Consider the following 14105-nt stretch of genomic DNA (forward strand, 5'->3'; position numbering starts at 1 on the left):
TAAATGTCCCTTTCTATGCATATATTGGTGGAAACTTGTCCGCTCAGGGAGGATGCCATGAGACGATGGTTGTTGGCCGCCGTAGGAGCAGCGTTTTTTCTCGCCGCTATAGCTGCGCTGTTTTCGTGGTGGGAGCGTCAGCGCACCGAGGAAACGATTAAATTTTTCCCGCTTGACCGCGAGGCGGTGTTCACCGAAGCGAAAACCACTCTTGCGCTTGCAACAAACAAAGAGCGCGGGCGCTATTCGCTGCGTTGGTCCACTGTCTCCACGCTGAACCGCCGCGCCTATTTGCGGCAAGACGTTTCATTGCTGTTTGCTGACGGCCGATTGGTTGATGTATTGTCCCGATGGGAGACGAACACCGGAACGATCGCCATGGAAAAAACAGCAATTATGCATGACAGCCGTTTTTTCCAAGCCATTTCGTTCCATCATGGTGAACTGCACAGGGGCGAAACGATCACAAGCAGCCAAACGATGTCAAGCGCGTATTTGTATGTCATCGACTCGCCATACCATCCGCTCGCATCATTCCGCCGGCCGAAAACGGACGCCGAGCGCGAATGGCAGCGCGTCTTGAACAAGGCAACGAACGAATTTCTCCGCCATAAGGCGGACGAGCTGCTTTCCCATTTTTCGCTATCGAAAGAAGACTACTACGCCCTTTATTTGCCGGAGCTTGTCGCTTATACGGAACAACCGCTGCCCGGCTTGTCGATGACAAAAACACAGACGATCATCGGCCGCCTATGGGAGGGGATCTATAAGTCGTACGTTCTCGGCATAAAAAAAGAGGATGGCTCCATCCTCTCGCCGATCGGCAGCACGGTGCCGCTTATTTTGATCCGGAAAGATTACGGTCAAATCCTTGTTTTGCTTGAAGCGAAAAATGGAGACAAAGTCATGCTCATCCAAGTTCCTTAGCGGAAACCAAGCCATAAGCCGGACACTGCCAATAACAACGCGGCGGCCAATGCGCCGGCCTGCCGCCCCGAAGCGGTCTGCTTCGGCAAATGGACAGCACCCGCTGCCAGAAAGCCGCCGACAAGCCCGCCGATATGGCCGGCGTTGTCAATGCCGGGAACAAGCAGGCCAAACAGCAGGTTGACGACGATTAAGCTGATTACGTTCATGCCCATCGTCCGAAAAAATAGATGCCGGTAAACCGTCCCAAAATAAAGAAGCGCCCCAAACAATCCGAAAATGGCGCCGGACGCCCCGGCCGAAATCGATGGAGTGAACAAAAAGCTCGACAGCGTTCCGAAAAAACCAGCCGTTGCATAAATGATCAAAAAGCGAAGCGAACCGTACAACCGCTCTGTCGTCGTCCCTAAATAATACAGCGCAAACGTGTTCGTCAACAAATGCAAAAACCCGATATGCAAAAACATCGGCGTCAAAAATCGCCACCATTCCCCCGCCTCAATGAGCGGATTGAATTTGGCGCCATACCGGATCAAGACGTTGGGGTCCGTGCTGCCGCCGCTCCACTCGAGAACAAAAAACATAGCGACTTGCACGATCATCAGCAGCCGAGTGAACACCGGCCTGCCGTATTCAAAAATGCGCCGCTCTTCCTCCCGTTGGCGGCGCCATTCCGTCAGCACTTGATGTTTGAAACGCTCGGCGGCGGCGAACGGGTCTTCCTCTTCCGCAGATGGAGCCGGGCGGAGCGCCGCCCCGGTCATCTCCTCGAGCCGCGGCAGCATGTCATTGATGTTGCCGCTATGAATGAGAAGCGTATGAAACGCGCCATCGCCCGTCCCTAAAAGCGGCAGCGGTTCGTCAATGAGAAACTCCCAGTCATCAACCGGCGGATACGCCATGATGTATACGTTGACAACCTGGCCTCCTCTGCCGGTTGCCCGTCCGTCCATCCGCCGAATGAATTGCCACGTATATTCCATATCAAGACGCAGCGACCGACTCCAGTCGAAATCGGCGCGGACGAGGCGGATGAGTGTCGGCCGCCGCCAGCGGGCCGATTCGAGCCATACTTCATCCCCGCGTTCGGCCATCCGCGCGATGCGGTAACCGCCGCGAAGCAAAAGATGAACAAGCTGCCAAAACAATACATCCATCGTTCCAACCATGTTCTCCTCTCCCTTTCTCCGGCAGGCCGAACCCGGCGGACAGCAAAGCTCCGGCTGTCTGGATGATCCAGCGCAATCCAGAGGGAGGCTGTGCCGTTCCCGCCCCAGGCGCGCTTTTTCCACCCGCCCGCTTTGAAATCGACGATAAGGGTGGCCAGCTTCCCGTTCGCGGCATCATAAAACGGCCAGCCGGCCACCGCCTCTCTAGCGCAACATTTGCGACACAACCGCGTTGCGCACCGCCGGAATGTTGAGCGCAAAGCGAACAAGCTGCTTTCGCAGCGGCGGAATGCGCAACGCCCAGTCAGCCATTCGGTAACGATAACGATAGGCGAGCCATCCGGCTGCGACCGCCAACAGCGAGTACGACCATTTGTTCATTGGTGTTCCCCCTTCATCATATGACATGCTCGTTATTCTTTTTCCCTTTTTCCCCTTAATTATGAAGCAGACGGCCTAACGCCCCAGCACAAGGGCGGCGGCAAGCACCGCACCGGCAGCCGACAAGACGTTGACGGCATCGTTGTCAAGCCAGCGCCATCCTTTCACCTGAACGGTCATCCGCCCGCAATGCTGTTTTCGCTCGGTGGCGATCCCGCATACCGGACAGCGGTAAACGGTCTGCCAGGTGGCGCCAAGCCATGTATCCAGCCAGCTGCCAAACCAGCCGAACAGTGCAAGGGGGAGCCACGGTGCAGCGGGAAGGAGCAACGCGCCGCTGGCGGCGATGAACAGCGCCCCAGCAAGGGAAGCGGCCGTGCCAAGGAGCGTCACCGCTCCGGAAGTGCCGGCCTCGACCGGCTGAAAACTCGGCCATGTCCGCGGCGGACGCCGGCTCAAGGCACCGATTTCCGACGCCCATGTATCGGCGTTCGCCGCCGCGACCGCGACGACGAACAGCTCGTTCCAAACCGGGTCAGGGAGCAGCGCCGCCAGCAGTCCGAGCGCAGCCGGCACTCCACCGTTGGCCAGCACTTGGACCGCATCGCGCCGCCCCCCTTTTGCCACCTTTTCGGCGAGTTTCTCCTTTTTCCGCCTCCCGATATGGCTGAAAAAGCTGGAGCTGGCAAAAAATAATCCCAGCAACCATAGCCCGCTCCATGAAAAACCATACCCAACCAAGGCGCCGACAACAACGGTCGCCGCCGCTCCCGAGGCGGACAGCAAGCGTAGCAGCCACCCGCCGCCGGCTGCGATGGCGGATGCAGCAATATACGCCCATTCACCGCTCACAGCGAATGACCCCTTTATCGGTAATAATGAACTCTACCGGCACGTCATGTTCTTCTGCTGGGATGTCGTCCACCACTTGAAACGAATAGGCAAGCGCCGCCGTCACTGCCGCCGCCCCCGGCAAGTACCGGTCATAATACCCGCCGCCGTAGCCGATCCGAAAGCCATTTTTGGCAAAACACACTCCTGGAACAATAATGAGATCAAACTCCTCGCGATCCATCGCCGTCGTTTGTTCCTCGATCGGCTCAAGCAGCCCGGCATACGCCTCTTCAAGCTGGGCAAACGACACGATCCGCCGAAACGTCATCGTTTTCGCCGCTGGGTCGCATTTTGGCACGCCGACTTTTTTTCCTTCCCTCCAAGCTTGTTCAATGATCGGCGCCGTATCCACTTCCGTCTCCCGCGCCACCGTGATGGCGATCGCCCGGGCTTGTTTCCACGGCGTCCATTGATATAAATAACCGGCAATTTGCCGGTCGCAAACTCGTTTTTCAGGCGCCGGAAGCTGCCGAAGCCGGCTGAGCATATGACGGCGCAGTTCCCGTTTGCGGTCCATCGTCGCTCCCCTCTCTGCCCGAAAGATAAAAAAGCAGCAGGAATGGCGTTCCTACTGCTTACTTCGTTTCGCGGTGCAACGTAACTTTGCGGTCCCGCGGGCAATATTTTTTCAGTTCAAGACGTTCCGGGTTGTTGCGTTTATTTTTGGACGTAATATAGTTGCGTTCGCCGCATTCTGTGCATGCCAGTGTAATGTTCACACGCATCCTTTTTCCCTCCAAACGTGCTTTATATAATCAGACCTTTCTATGATAGCATTTTTCTGCGACGATTTCCACCTCTAAATTTCATTTCCCTCCATTTTATCTTTTTCCACAAGACCGGCCACAAATAGAATGCGATATGATATAGTGAAAAGAGGAGGGATTCATGATGGTAGAATACATGATCATCGCCTTGGCGGCCTTATCGATTCTTTTGCTTGTCCTTTCCTTTTTCGCCAAAGACGAATGGAAGCCGCTCGAAGAACAAATTGACCAGCTGGCTGTCTCGTTGGCGCAAGAAACGTATCAAATGAAAAAACGGCTGCAAGTCATCGAGGAGGAACTGCTCATCCCTGAGCGCCGGCGCCCGCCCCGCCGCGGTCCTTTTTCCGACACCGAGCGGCGCATCTTCTTTTTGCATAAACAAGGATTTCCGCTCGAAGAGATTGCGCAAGAGACCGGTTTGACGGTTGCCGAGGTCGAGCGGATCGTGAGGAGATTGCTGCGATGAAGAAACGGACGATGCGCGCCTTTGCTCTCGGCCTGCTTGTTGCCACGTCATTCATCGGTGTCTCGTATTATCATTCCGCCCCCGATGCGCCGACGGAAGCGGAAGTGCAAGCGTTTCTCGAACAACGCGGGCTTGTTGCCATTGCGAAAAGCGAATACGATCAACTTCGCCGCGGCCGGCAAACGTCGGCTGAACAGCCGGCTGCGCAACCGGCGAAAACGGTATACATATACCGCCTTGTCATCCAAACAGGCGACACTCCGGAAACGTTCGCCAAAGAGCTTGAGGCTGCCGGCATTATTCAAAGCGCTCGCACGTTTCGCGAGTATTTGCAACAGCACGGGCTGACGCGCTCGATCCGCCCCGGCGTCTACAATGTGCGAAGCGATATGGACTACGCGGCAATCGGCCGCTTGATTGCTAAACCATAACGGAAAGAAGGAGGCAAATGATGAAAAGACTGCCTCCTTCTTTGTATTTGCATCAATCATTCAAATCATAATGCTTCCCTTTGACGAGATAAAGGAGATGCTCGGCGATGTTGGTCGCATGATCCGCCGTCCGTTCAATATACCGGGCGACGAGAGCCAGCACGTTCATTTGCGCCAGCGCCTCTTTATCTGTTTTCTCCATCTCAAGCAGCGCTTTCATCATCTCCCCGTACCGCTCGTCAACCTGACGATCCATATCGGCAATTTGTGCAGCCAGCGATGCATCTTCCCGATCGTACGCCGTCATAGCCGCCGATACCATGTCTGCCGCCAATTGGTGCATCGACACTAGCGGGCGGATGTCGATGACGAACGGCTCGCCGCCGATGCGGATGCACGCCTTGGCGACATTAACGGCAAAATCGGCGATCCGCTCGATATCGCCCGCGATTTTGATCGCGGCGATGATGCGGCGCAAGTCGGTCGCGACCGGCTGCTGTTTCGCAATGAGCCACAACGCAAAGTCGTTCACTTCTTCTTCGAGCTTGTCAATCGAGCCGTCTCCGTCAATGACGGCCATCGCCAAATGTTTGTTTTGTGTTTGAAACGCGTCAATCGCCTGTTGCAATGCCACTTCTGTTAACCGCCCCATCTCAACCAGCTTGTTGTGCAGCGCTCGCAAGTCATCAGCAAACGTTTCACGCATTTCAGGCTTTCCTCCCTTGTTTTTTATCCGAAACGGCCGGTAATGTAGTCTTCTGTACGCTGGTCGGCCGGATTGGAAAACAGCTTGTTCGTCTCTGCGTATTCAATCACTTCTCCGTTCAAGAAAAACGCTGTTTTGTCCGAAATGCGGGCCGCTTGCTGCATGTTATGGGTCACGATAATGATGCTGTATTGTTTTTTCAATTCTTGAATAAGTTCCTCGATTTTCAACGTGGAAATCGGATCGAGCGCCGACGTCGGTTCATCCATTAAAATAACGTCCGGCTCAATCGCCAAACAGCGGGCGATGCACAATCGCTGCTGCTGTCCGCCTGATAACCCGTAGGCATGATCGTGCAGCCGATCTTTTACCTCATCCCAAAGCGCCGCCCTTCGCAAACTTTTTTCGACAATTTCGTCGAGCACTTTTTTATTGCGGATGCCATGAATGCGGGGACCGTACGCAATATTGTCGTAAATCGATTTCGGGAACGGGTTCGGCTTTTGAAACACCATGCCGACTTGTGTCCGCAATTGTTCAACCGGATAGGAAGGGTCAAAAATGTTGCGCCCGCGGTAGACGAGCTGGCCGGCAATGCGGACGTTCGGCACGAGCTCGACCATTCGGTTCAACGTTTTAATATAGGTCGATTTTCCACATCCTGACGGCCCGATAATTGCCGTCACCTCATTTTCATAAATTGTTAAATGAATGTGCTTCAGCGCATGATGTTCACCATACCATAAGTTTAAATCTGTTGTCTCGTACACAACGCCTTTTGTTGCAACATCTTCGACCGCCGGCGTTGCCGCAGACGGTTCGACCAACGGTGAGAGTTTTGTTTTCTTTGTTTTTGTTGCCATCATCTGATTGGTCTCCTTTCGCTCTTCCCCGAAATTTTTGCGTTAAAACCGCTTTTGAAACTTGTTGCGAATCAATACCGCGACCGAATTCATCAAAATTAAAAAGACGAGCAGGACGACAATCCCGGCAGCCGCTACATGCTGAAACTCCTCTTGCGGCCGCCCTGTCCAGTTGTAAATTTGCAACGGCATAGCGGTAAACGTATCAAGTACGCTGCCCGGCAGGTAGGCGATAAACGTCGGGATGCCGAGCACCACAAGCGGAGCTGTCTCCCCAATAGCGCGGGAAAATGCCAAAATGGCCCCCGTCAGCATTCCCGGCAGCGCCGCCGGCAACACCACCCGACAAATCGTTTGCCATTTCGTCGCCCCCATGGCATACGACGCTTCCCGCAACTGCTGAGGAACCGCACGAATCGCTTCTTGGGCCGCGACGACGATCACCGGAAGAACGAGCAAGCTCATCGTCAACCCGGCCGCCAAGACACTGCGCCCAAGCCCAAGCTCACGGACAAAAACCGTAAGCCCCAGCAGGCCAAACACGATCGACGGCACGCCGGCCAGATTGGAAATATTCGTTTGAATCAACGCGGTGAAACGGTTTTTGCGCGCGTATTCTTCCAAATAAATGGCCGTCCCAACCCCCAAAATAAACGAAACCGGTGCGACAATCATCATCAGCCAAAGGGAGCCAACCAGTCCGGATTTAATCCCAGCTTCCTCCGGACGGCGCGAAGGAAAGCTGTTTAAGAAATCACCATCGAGCCAGCCGATCGCCTGCATGATGACACGGGATAATAATAATGCGAGAACAATGAGTCCAAAAATCGTAGCAGCAAAAAAAATGGCTTGCAAGACGGCGTTTTGCACCAGCCTTCCTTTCATTCGTCTCCAAACGAGCGGTTTGTCCAATTTGTTTTCCATGTGTTCAATACTCCTCCCTCAATCGGCGGGAAATGTATTGCGCCAATATATTCATCAGCAGCGTGAAAATAAAGAGCGTCATCCCGACAGCGTAAATGCTGTAATAAATCGTCGTCCCATAGCCGGCGTCGCCGGTTGTCACCTGGACGATGTAAGCGGTCAATGTTTGAATCGATTGCGTAACATCAAACGTAAACTCCGGCGATGATCCGCCAGCCACCGCGACGATCATCGTTTCACCGACCGCCCGGGAAATGCCTAAAATAAATGAGGCAATCACTCCGGAAGCGGCGGCAGGAAGCACGACCTTAAGCGCTACTTCAAACTTTGTCGCGCCAAGGGCCAAGGCGCCTTCGCGAATGGAGTTTGGCACTGCGCTCATCGCGTCTTCTGACAGCGAGGCGATCATCGGAATGATCATAATCCCCATGACGAGCCCCGGGCTGAGCGCATTAAAAATCTCTAGATCCGGGATGACCTTTTGCAATAACGGCGTCACGATCGTCAACGCAAAAAACCCGTACACGATCGTCGGAATGCCGGCAAGCACTTCGAGCGCCGGCTTGATGATTCGGCGCGTCCGCTCCGACGCATACTCGCTCAAGTAAATGGCCGAAGCGAGCCCAATCGGAACAGCCAAAAGCATAGCGATACCGGTCGTCAGCAGCGTGCCGGTCACAAGCGGAGCGACTCCGAACGATCCGTGTTCCTCATTCCACGGAAGCCACTCTTTGCTTGTGACAAACTCAACAATCGATACACGGCGGAAAAATTCGATCGTCTCAAAAAGAAGGGTAAACAAAATGCCGAGCATTACGAGCACGGAGAGTGCCGCCAATGTAAAAAGGAACTTCGGCGCGAGCTTTTCCATCCTTTTCGTCCAATGTTGCCGCGCTTGGTTTTCAACGATCATCTCCCGCACCGAGAACTGCTGTTCTTTCTTCGTTGGAACCCCCATAAAACGAAAACTCCTTTCCGACTTATTCCAACCACAGTCACAAGTCTAGGCCGACAGACATCCCTTGTCGCCGGCCTAACGAAACCTATTTCAATCCTTCCAATGTTTCAAGCTGTTCTTTATACTTTTCCTCCGGCAGGCGGACGTAACCGACCTCTTCCGCCAAGTCCCCGGCTGTTTCCAGCAAAAATTCCATATAGTCATACACTTGCGGCTTTTCTTTCAACGATTTGACGTTCACATACGTAAACAGCGGCCGCGAAAGCGGGGTGTATTTCCCGGTTTCAATCGTCTCGTTTGTCGGCTCGACTGGCCCGTTGCCGCCATCGATCGGAACCACTTTCAGCTTATCTTTATTTTCCAAGTAATACGCATAACCGAAGTAGCCGATCGCATATTGATCCCCTTCAACCCCACGAACGAGGATATTGTCGTCTTCCGAAAGTTGAGCCGTTTTGACCAGTTCTTTTCCTTCCAGAATCACTTCATCAAAGTAGTCATATGTCCCAGAATCATGACCAGGCGAGAAAAACTTGATTTCCTCATCCGGCCAGCCCGGACGGATATCCGACCATTTTTTCACCGTGCCGTCTTCCGTCCACATTTTTTTCAACTCATCCACCGTCAAGTAATCAACCCAATCGTTTTCTTTATTGACCACAACAGAAAGACCGTCATAGGCAAGCTGAAACTCTTGGAACTCGATGCCGTTGTCGGCAGCTGCCTGTTTTTCTTCCTCTTTGATTGGACGAGAGGCGTTCGAAAAATCGGTTTCCCCTTTCGTGAACTTCTCAAATCCCCCTCCCGTTCCAGAAGCACCAACGGAAACTTTGACGTTTGGCTGTTCCATCATATATTCTTCAGCAGCTGCTTCCGCAATTGGATATACCGTCGAGGAACCGTCCATGATCACTTCACCGGACAGCTCTTTCGTTGCGGATCCACTGTCCGCCTCGTTTTCCTGCGCTCCATTTCCTCCTCCACAGGCGGCAGCAATCATCATTGTTCCGCCAAGCAAACTCGACAACATCAGCCGTTTCCATTTGCTCATCGCTTTTCCCCCTGACTGTTTTCTTTTACATGTCCTAGTTTTTCCTTACATGCCCTATCATAAATGGACGCTGTTAATAAGGTTTAAACAGAATGTTAAGATTGTGTAAACTCCAGAATATCCAATATCCATTATTTTTCATCAATAGCTTCTCTTTCCGCTAAAAAATAAAAAGAGCTGATCCGACAAAAGGAGCTCTCCCTATCGAATCAGCTTCAGCATCAAGATTGTTCTGTTGTTTCGGTGCCGTCGGCTGGCGGTTGAACAGGCTCTCCAGCCATTCGTTTCGCCTTCAATTCAAAATAGGCGTCCAAAATACGGCGGCCGATGCGGTTGTTAATGCCGTCGCTTTCCCCTTGCGTCGCCCATGGGACCACAACGGCGAACGATACTTGCGGATCATTATACGGCGCATAGCCGACAAGCGTCAAATTGTAGGTCGAGTCATTGCGGCGGCTTTTGATCGGCCCGTCGTAAAACGCTTCAGCCGTCCCTGTTTTTCCGGCCGGCTTGTACGGGGCATTGGCGAAATACGCATACGCCGTTCCGCCCGGCTCTTGCATAACGCGGCGGAACCCTTCCTGCACGCGCTCAATGTATTCCGTCTTCATATCGACGCGGTTTAACACGACCGGCTCGAACCGTTTGATGACGCGGCTAGGTTCTTTTCCGTCAATGGACGGCTCACGAATTTCTTTGACGAGCTGCGGCTTCATCCGATAGCCGCCGTTGGCGATCGTCGAGACGTACTGCGCCAGCTGCATCGGCGTATACATATCATACTGGCCGATGGCTAAGTCAAGCAAAAATCCGCCGAGCGTGCCTTGGCCTTGGAAGCCGCTAAGTTCGTTCGGCAAATCGATGCCTGTTTTCACGCCAAGGCCGAATTGGCTGAAATAGTGGCGAATCGTCGTAAATGCCTCTAGATTGATGCGAAGCGGCGCGTGCGGACGATACACACCGTCCCCAATGGCGATCGCTGTTTTGAACATATAGACGTTCGATGACTGCTTGAGCGCCGTCAGTTCATTGATCGTCCCCATCGTTTTCCACGATTTTTTCACCGGGGTATCTTTAATATACAGCGGCTCGTCCTTGATATACGTATTCGGATGGAGCACTCCCGTTTGAAAACCGGTAAGGATGGTCGCCCCCTTCACCGCCGATCCCATCGCATAAGCAGACGTAATGTTGCCGATGGCAAAGTCGACAAACTCGCCATCGCGAAGCAGTTTTCCAGCCATCGCCAACACTTCGCCCGTCTTCGGGTTCATCATGACGACAAATGCCCGGTCCAAGAGCGGCGACCGGCCTTTGCGCTTCGTCGCCAAAATTTCTTGTTGGATGATTTGTTCGACTTTTTGCTGCAGTTCGGCATCGATCGTCAGCACAAGGTCTTTGCCGCGCTCGCCCGGGTACACTTCCTCAACCGAAACGACACGGCCCGATTTGTCGACCACGTTTTTCACTTTCGCCTTTTTGCCGCGCAGCACTTCTTCATACTGCATTTCCAAATAGCTTTTGCCGACGCGGTCGTTGCGGCTGTAGTCGCGGGCCAAAAAGTAATCAAGCCGTTCGCGCGGAACGCCTTCGTCTTCTTCCGTCACACTGCCGAGCACGGAGCGGAATGTGTTGTCATACACGTATTTCCGATCCCAGTCAACGGTCGTATTGACGCCGGGCAGCTCGCCCAAATGCTCACTGACAACCGCATATTCGCGGTCAGTCACCCCTTTGCTTTTGACCGTTTGCGGCGTCAGCGCATAGCCGCTTTCCATCTCATGCTTAATGGCAATGACCTCAAGCTCCTGTTTCGGGATTTGCGCCAACTCTTCTTCAGTAATGCGGTCAAGCGTCCATTCGTACACCTTTTTGTCGATCTCTTTTTGTGTCAGCCCTTGGTCAGCGAGCTTTTTCCGTTCTTGTTCGCTCACTTTCTTTTTGGCTTCTTCCGGATGGGTCAAAATCCAATAATCTTTCATATCGCGCTCCGTCACTTTTTTCTCTGCATCCGGGATATCGATATATTGGGCGAGCTTTTTGGCTACTTCCAATATTTCTTCTGGTTGGGTCGATTTTGAGCGCGTATACGTAATCGTCTTTTTCGGCGTGTTGTCGACGATCACCTGACCGAACCGGTCGTAAATTTTGCCGCGCGGCACCGGTGTGCTGACAATCTCATCCTGCGTCCGCTCGACTTCGCGCCGGTAGTCCTCCCCATACACGATTTGCACGACCCCAAGGCGCAAAATCAGCGCCGAAAACAACAAGAAGACAAAGAAAAACAAAATGTTCAACCGAATCGGCACTTGTGCCCGTTTCTTCCGTTTCATCCCCCGGCCCTCCTTTCCCCCCTATTGTAAAAGAAAAAGAAGGGGTTGGCTAGGGAAAAACATGGGCGACTTTTATGCTGTCGGGCCGCCCCGTTCATTGGCCAGCTTCGGCCGAAGCAAAAGCCGCCCTTGCCGCTCCCGCTCCGGATGGCCATCAGTCAAGCGGATGCGGCGGACGAACCAATAAATGATCAAATGCCCGGCGCCGCACACAAACATCAGCACACGAATGCCCGTCTGCTCGTTAAAGAGCTCCACCGCCGCCAAAAAGGCAAGAATCGACGCCACCCGTCCGGCGTTTAAAAACAGCTCGCGGACGACGATATATTCGACGCGCGCTTCCGCTGATTTCCAGCTTTTCCCGATCACGTCAAACGTCAACGATGAGTACGGAACAAGCAAAATCGGATAAGCGATGGCAATCGTGACGGCATAAAGAAGAAGGCGCGGGTACGAAGGATGAAAGACGATGAGAAAAATGGCTGCATACAGCAAAAGACCGCCCAACAAAATGGCTTTCATCCGGTATTCCCGCTTCATCAACCGGGAGACGACGTAATAAGCGATAAACGATGTGAAGGAATTGACCAATCCGTACTTGCCAAGCGCCCATTCGCTATGGGAGCTGACGTAGACAAGCACGGAAATGACAAAAACGAACGAGCCTTCACGCAGTCCTTGAAAAAAATGGGCGTTCGTAATGAGCCGCCAGTTCCGGTTTTCATTCCGTTCCTTTAAAATGCGGAAAAATAAATATTTCCCCGCTGCCGGACGGCGCTTAAGGAAAAAGCTGAGCAGCACCGCAACAATAAACAAACCGAGCGACAACGAAAACGTCACCGTGTACCCCTTTGCCCCGGCCAGCGACGAAATGATGTAGCCGGCGGCAATCGGCCCGATCATGCCGGCTGATGAGGTCAACACCCCGAAAAAACCGTTAAAAAAGTCGCGCGTCTCCGGTTCGGTAATTTCAAATGTCAGCACGTTAAAAGCGAGCCAGTAAAAACCGTAGCCGACGCCGAGCAGCGCGCCGAGAACGAGCAAATATTGATGGGCGCGGGAGCCGACCAGCAAAACCGTGACAAAAAAAACGGCTAAACATGACACGCCAAGCCGCAAAACGAGAATGCGGTCGATCTGTTTCGCCAGACGGCCGGCAACGATAAACGTCAGCGGCTGCATCGTGACGACCGCCAAGTTGTACAATGCCAAATCGCGAAAATCGCCGGTCTGTTTCCACAAATAAATGTTGACAAACGTGTTCGACAGCGACACGCCGAGCGCATAAAATCCTCCAATGCAAAGCAGCAGCAGTAAATCACGGCCTACTTGTTCTTGGCCGGTCAATTTTTCGAAAAATGCCATTGCAAACTCCCCTTTTCATCTATCCGGTAGTGTGGCCATTTCTGCCGCCTCTATGCACCCGGCGCAACGAAAACCGCTCCCTTTGCCTGCCCCCTTCGTCGAAAAAAAAGCGGAGCGTTTTGTTTCGCCCCGCTTTGTTCATTATTTTGCTTTCGCTTCGCTGTACCGTTTCGCCACTTCGTCCCAGTTGACGACGTTCCAGAATGCGGCAATGTATTCCGGACGGCGGTTTTGGTATTTCAAGTAGTACGCATGCTCCCAAACGTCCAAGCCGAGAATCGGCGTTTTGCCTTCCATAATCGGCGAATCTTGGTTCGGCGTGCTTGTGATTTCCAGCTCGCCGTTGTTCACGACAAGCCATGCCCAACCGGAACCGAAACGGCCGGCCGCTGCTTTCGAAAACTCGTCTTTGAACGCGGTGAAGCTGCCGAATTTTTTGTTGATGGCGTCAGCCAGCTCACCCGTCGGCTCGCCGCCGCCATTTGGCGACAAAATCGTCCAGAAAAGCGAGTGGTTCGCATGGCCGCCGCCGTTGTTGCGCACCGCCGTGCGGATGCTTTCCGGAAGGGCTTCCAAATTGCTGAGCAGTTCTTCGAGCGATTTGTTTTGCAAGTCAGCATGCCCTTCAAGCGCCGCATTCAAATTTGTAACGTATGTGTTATGGTGCTTCGTGTGGTGAATGTTCATCGTTTCTTTGTCGATGTGCGGCTCCAGGGCATCATACGGATACGGCAATGCTGGCAATTCAAATGGCATCTAAATCTCCTCCTTCTTTCGCATTATGTAAGCGGACGCTGCACGTCCGTTCAAAATCAGCTTACCAAAATTGCCACAATGTTTCAATGAATTTGCTTGCCTGCCGATTTCCAA

16 protein-coding genes are annotated in these 14105 nt (G+C 53.2%); 3 read left to right on the top strand and 13 right to left on the bottom strand.

Annotation, left to right across the window (positions count from 1 at the left end; translation table 11 throughout):
• Positions 1 to 57 precede the first annotated feature (57 nt).
• A complete protein-coding gene (locus ACR1UW_RS13195) occupies positions 58 to 927 on the top strand; it encodes a hypothetical protein (protein ID WP_033010205.1) in 870 nt (289 codons plus the stop codon).
• Here ACR1UW_RS13195 and ACR1UW_RS13200 read toward each other — a convergent pair.
• From ACR1UW_RS13200 to rpmG, 5 genes are all read right to left on the bottom strand, one after another.
• Positions 924 to 2096, bottom strand: coding sequence for a rhomboid family intramembrane serine protease (locus ACR1UW_RS13200; protein ID WP_498933656.1), 1173 nt, complete (start codon positions 2094 to 2096; stop codon positions 924 to 926). The two genes, ACR1UW_RS13195 and ACR1UW_RS13200, sit on opposite strands and share 4 nt — an antisense overlap.
• A 204-nt stretch (positions 2097 to 2300) precedes the next feature.
• Complete coding sequence (gene yqgO, locus ACR1UW_RS13205) at positions 2301 to 2477, bottom strand: protein YqgO (protein WP_167438915.1); 177 nt, start codon at positions 2475 to 2477, stop codon at positions 2301 to 2303.
• 75 nt (positions 2478 to 2552) lie between these two features.
• Positions 2553 to 3329: a DUF92 domain-containing protein gene (locus ACR1UW_RS13210; protein ID WP_498933659.1), complete on the bottom strand. Its 777-nt coding sequence runs from the start codon at positions 3327 to 3329 to the stop codon at positions 2553 to 2555.
• A complete protein-coding gene (locus ACR1UW_RS13215) occupies positions 3319 to 3888 on the bottom strand; it encodes a 5-formyltetrahydrofolate cyclo-ligase (protein ID WP_033010210.1) in 570 nt (189 codons plus the stop codon). The genes ACR1UW_RS13210 and ACR1UW_RS13215 overlap by 11 nt, the downstream gene beginning before the upstream one ends.
• A 58-nt stretch (positions 3889 to 3946) precedes the next feature.
• Positions 3947 to 4096 (bottom strand): 50S ribosomal protein L33, encoded by a 150-nt coding sequence (rpmG, locus tag ACR1UW_RS13220; RefSeq protein WP_011231931.1) that lies wholly within the window; start codon positions 4094 to 4096, stop codon positions 3947 to 3949.
• A gap of 166 nt (positions 4097 to 4262) precedes the next feature.
• On the opposite strand from rpmG, the gene ACR1UW_RS13225 reads away from it, so the two are divergent.
• Positions 4263 to 4604, top strand: coding sequence for a hypothetical protein (locus ACR1UW_RS13225; RefSeq protein ID WP_063330781.1), 342 nt, complete (start codon positions 4263 to 4265; stop codon positions 4602 to 4604).
• Positions 4601 to 5035, top strand: coding sequence for an aminodeoxychorismate lyase (locus ACR1UW_RS13230; protein WP_498933662.1), 435 nt, complete (start codon positions 4601 to 4603; stop codon positions 5033 to 5035). Before ACR1UW_RS13225 ends, ACR1UW_RS13230 begins: the two co-directional genes overlap by 4 nt.
• A 52-nt stretch (positions 5036 to 5087) precedes the next feature.
• Here the strand turns inward: ACR1UW_RS13230 and phoU are convergent, their stop codons facing one another.
• From phoU to sodA, 8 genes are all read right to left on the bottom strand, one after another.
• Complete coding sequence (gene phoU / locus ACR1UW_RS13235; RefSeq protein WP_498933664.1) at positions 5088 to 5741, bottom strand: phosphate signaling complex PhoU family protein; 654 nt, start codon at positions 5739 to 5741, stop codon at positions 5088 to 5090.
• Positions 5742 to 5764: 23 nt separating this feature from the next.
• Positions 5765 to 6607, bottom strand: coding sequence for a phosphate ABC transporter ATP-binding protein (pstB, locus tag ACR1UW_RS13240; protein WP_498933666.1), 843 nt, complete (start codon positions 6605 to 6607; stop codon positions 5765 to 5767).
• A gap of 39 nt (positions 6608 to 6646) precedes the next feature.
• Positions 6647 to 7528: a phosphate ABC transporter permease PstA gene (pstA, locus tag ACR1UW_RS13245; protein WP_096224852.1), complete on the bottom strand. Its 882-nt coding sequence runs from the start codon at positions 7526 to 7528 to the stop codon at positions 6647 to 6649.
• 4 nt (positions 7529 to 7532) lie between these two features.
• Positions 7533 to 8486 carry a phosphate ABC transporter permease subunit PstC gene (gene pstC, locus ACR1UW_RS13250; protein ID WP_033014638.1) on the bottom strand — a complete coding sequence of 318 codons (954 nt, stop codon included), beginning with the start codon at positions 8484 to 8486 and terminating at the stop codon, positions 7533 to 7535.
• An 85-nt stretch (positions 8487 to 8571) separates the two neighbouring features.
• Positions 8572 to 9537: a PstS family phosphate ABC transporter substrate-binding protein gene (locus tag ACR1UW_RS13255; protein WP_033010220.1), complete on the bottom strand. Its 966-nt coding sequence runs from the start codon at positions 9535 to 9537 to the stop codon at positions 8572 to 8574.
• 221 nt (positions 9538 to 9758) lie between these two features.
• Positions 9759 to 11870 (bottom strand): peptidoglycan D,D-transpeptidase FtsI family protein, encoded by a 2112-nt coding sequence (locus ACR1UW_RS13260; RefSeq protein WP_498933669.1) that lies wholly within the window; start codon positions 11868 to 11870, stop codon positions 9759 to 9761.
• A gap of 72 nt (positions 11871 to 11942) precedes the next feature.
• Positions 11943 to 13235 (bottom strand): MFS transporter, encoded by a 1293-nt coding sequence (locus tag ACR1UW_RS13265; protein WP_498933671.1) that lies wholly within the window; start codon positions 13233 to 13235, stop codon positions 11943 to 11945.
• 141 nt (positions 13236 to 13376) lie between these two features.
• Positions 13377 to 13991, bottom strand: a complete 615-nt coding sequence (sodA, locus tag ACR1UW_RS13270) for a superoxide dismutase (RefSeq protein ID WP_498933673.1) — start codon at positions 13989 to 13991, stop codon at positions 13377 to 13379.
• Positions 13992 to 14105 lie beyond the last annotated feature (114 nt).

The organism is Geobacillus lituanicus (assembly GCF_050994965.1).
Classification (GTDB): Bacteria; Bacillota; Bacilli; order Bacillales; family Anoxybacillaceae; genus Geobacillus; species Geobacillus stearothermophilus.

Bases quoted from the DNA above. Each gene is read 5' to 3' on its own strand.
- yqgO (WP_167438915.1), bottom strand. From the start codon at position 2,477: ATGAACAAATGGTCGTACTCGCTGTTGGCGGTCGCAGCCGGATGGCTC.
- phoU (WP_498933664.1), bottom strand. From the start codon at position 5,741: ATGCGTGAAACGTTTGCTGATGACTTGCGAGCGCTGCACAACAAGCTG.
- ACR1UW_RS13260 (WP_498933669.1), bottom strand. From the start codon at position 11,870: ATGAAACGGAAGAAACGGGCACAAGTGCCGATTCGGTTGAACATTTTG.
- ACR1UW_RS13265 (WP_498933671.1), bottom strand. From the start codon at position 13,235: ATGGCATTTTTCGAAAAATTGACCGGCCAAGAACAAGTAGGCCGTGAT.
- ACR1UW_RS13255 (WP_033010220.1), bottom strand. From the start codon at position 9,537: ATGAGCAAATGGAAACGGCTGATGTTGTCGAGTTTGCTTGGCGGAACA.
- ACR1UW_RS13195 (WP_033010205.1), top strand. From the start codon at position 58: ATGAGACGATGGTTGTTGGCCGCCGTAGGAGCAGCGTTTTTTCTCGCC.
- ACR1UW_RS13215 (WP_033010210.1), bottom strand. From the start codon at position 3,888: ATGGACCGCAAACGGGAACTGCGCCGTCATATGCTCAGCCGGCTTCGG.
- ACR1UW_RS13230 (WP_498933662.1), top strand. From the start codon at position 4,601: ATGAAGAAACGGACGATGCGCGCCTTTGCTCTCGGCCTGCTTGTTGCC.
- rpmG (WP_011231931.1), bottom strand. From the start codon at position 4,096: ATGCGTGTGAACATTACACTGGCATGCACAGAATGCGGCGAACGCAAC.
- ACR1UW_RS13200 (WP_498933656.1), bottom strand. From the start codon at position 2,096: ATGGTTGGAACGATGGATGTATTGTTTTGGCAGCTTGTTCATCTTTTG.
- pstB (WP_498933666.1), bottom strand. From the start codon at position 6,607: ATGATGGCAACAAAAACAAAGAAAACAAAACTCTCACCGTTGGTCGAA.
- pstC (WP_033014638.1), bottom strand. From the start codon at position 8,486: ATGGGGGTTCCAACGAAGAAAGAACAGCAGTTCTCGGTGCGGGAGATG.
- sodA (WP_498933673.1), bottom strand. From the start codon at position 13,991: ATGCCATTTGAATTGCCAGCATTGCCGTATCCGTATGATGCCCTGGAG.
- ACR1UW_RS13225 (WP_063330781.1), top strand. From the start codon at position 4,263: ATGGTAGAATACATGATCATCGCCTTGGCGGCCTTATCGATTCTTTTG.
- pstA (WP_096224852.1), bottom strand. From the start codon at position 7,528: ATGGAAAACAAATTGGACAAACCGCTCGTTTGGAGACGAATGAAAGGA.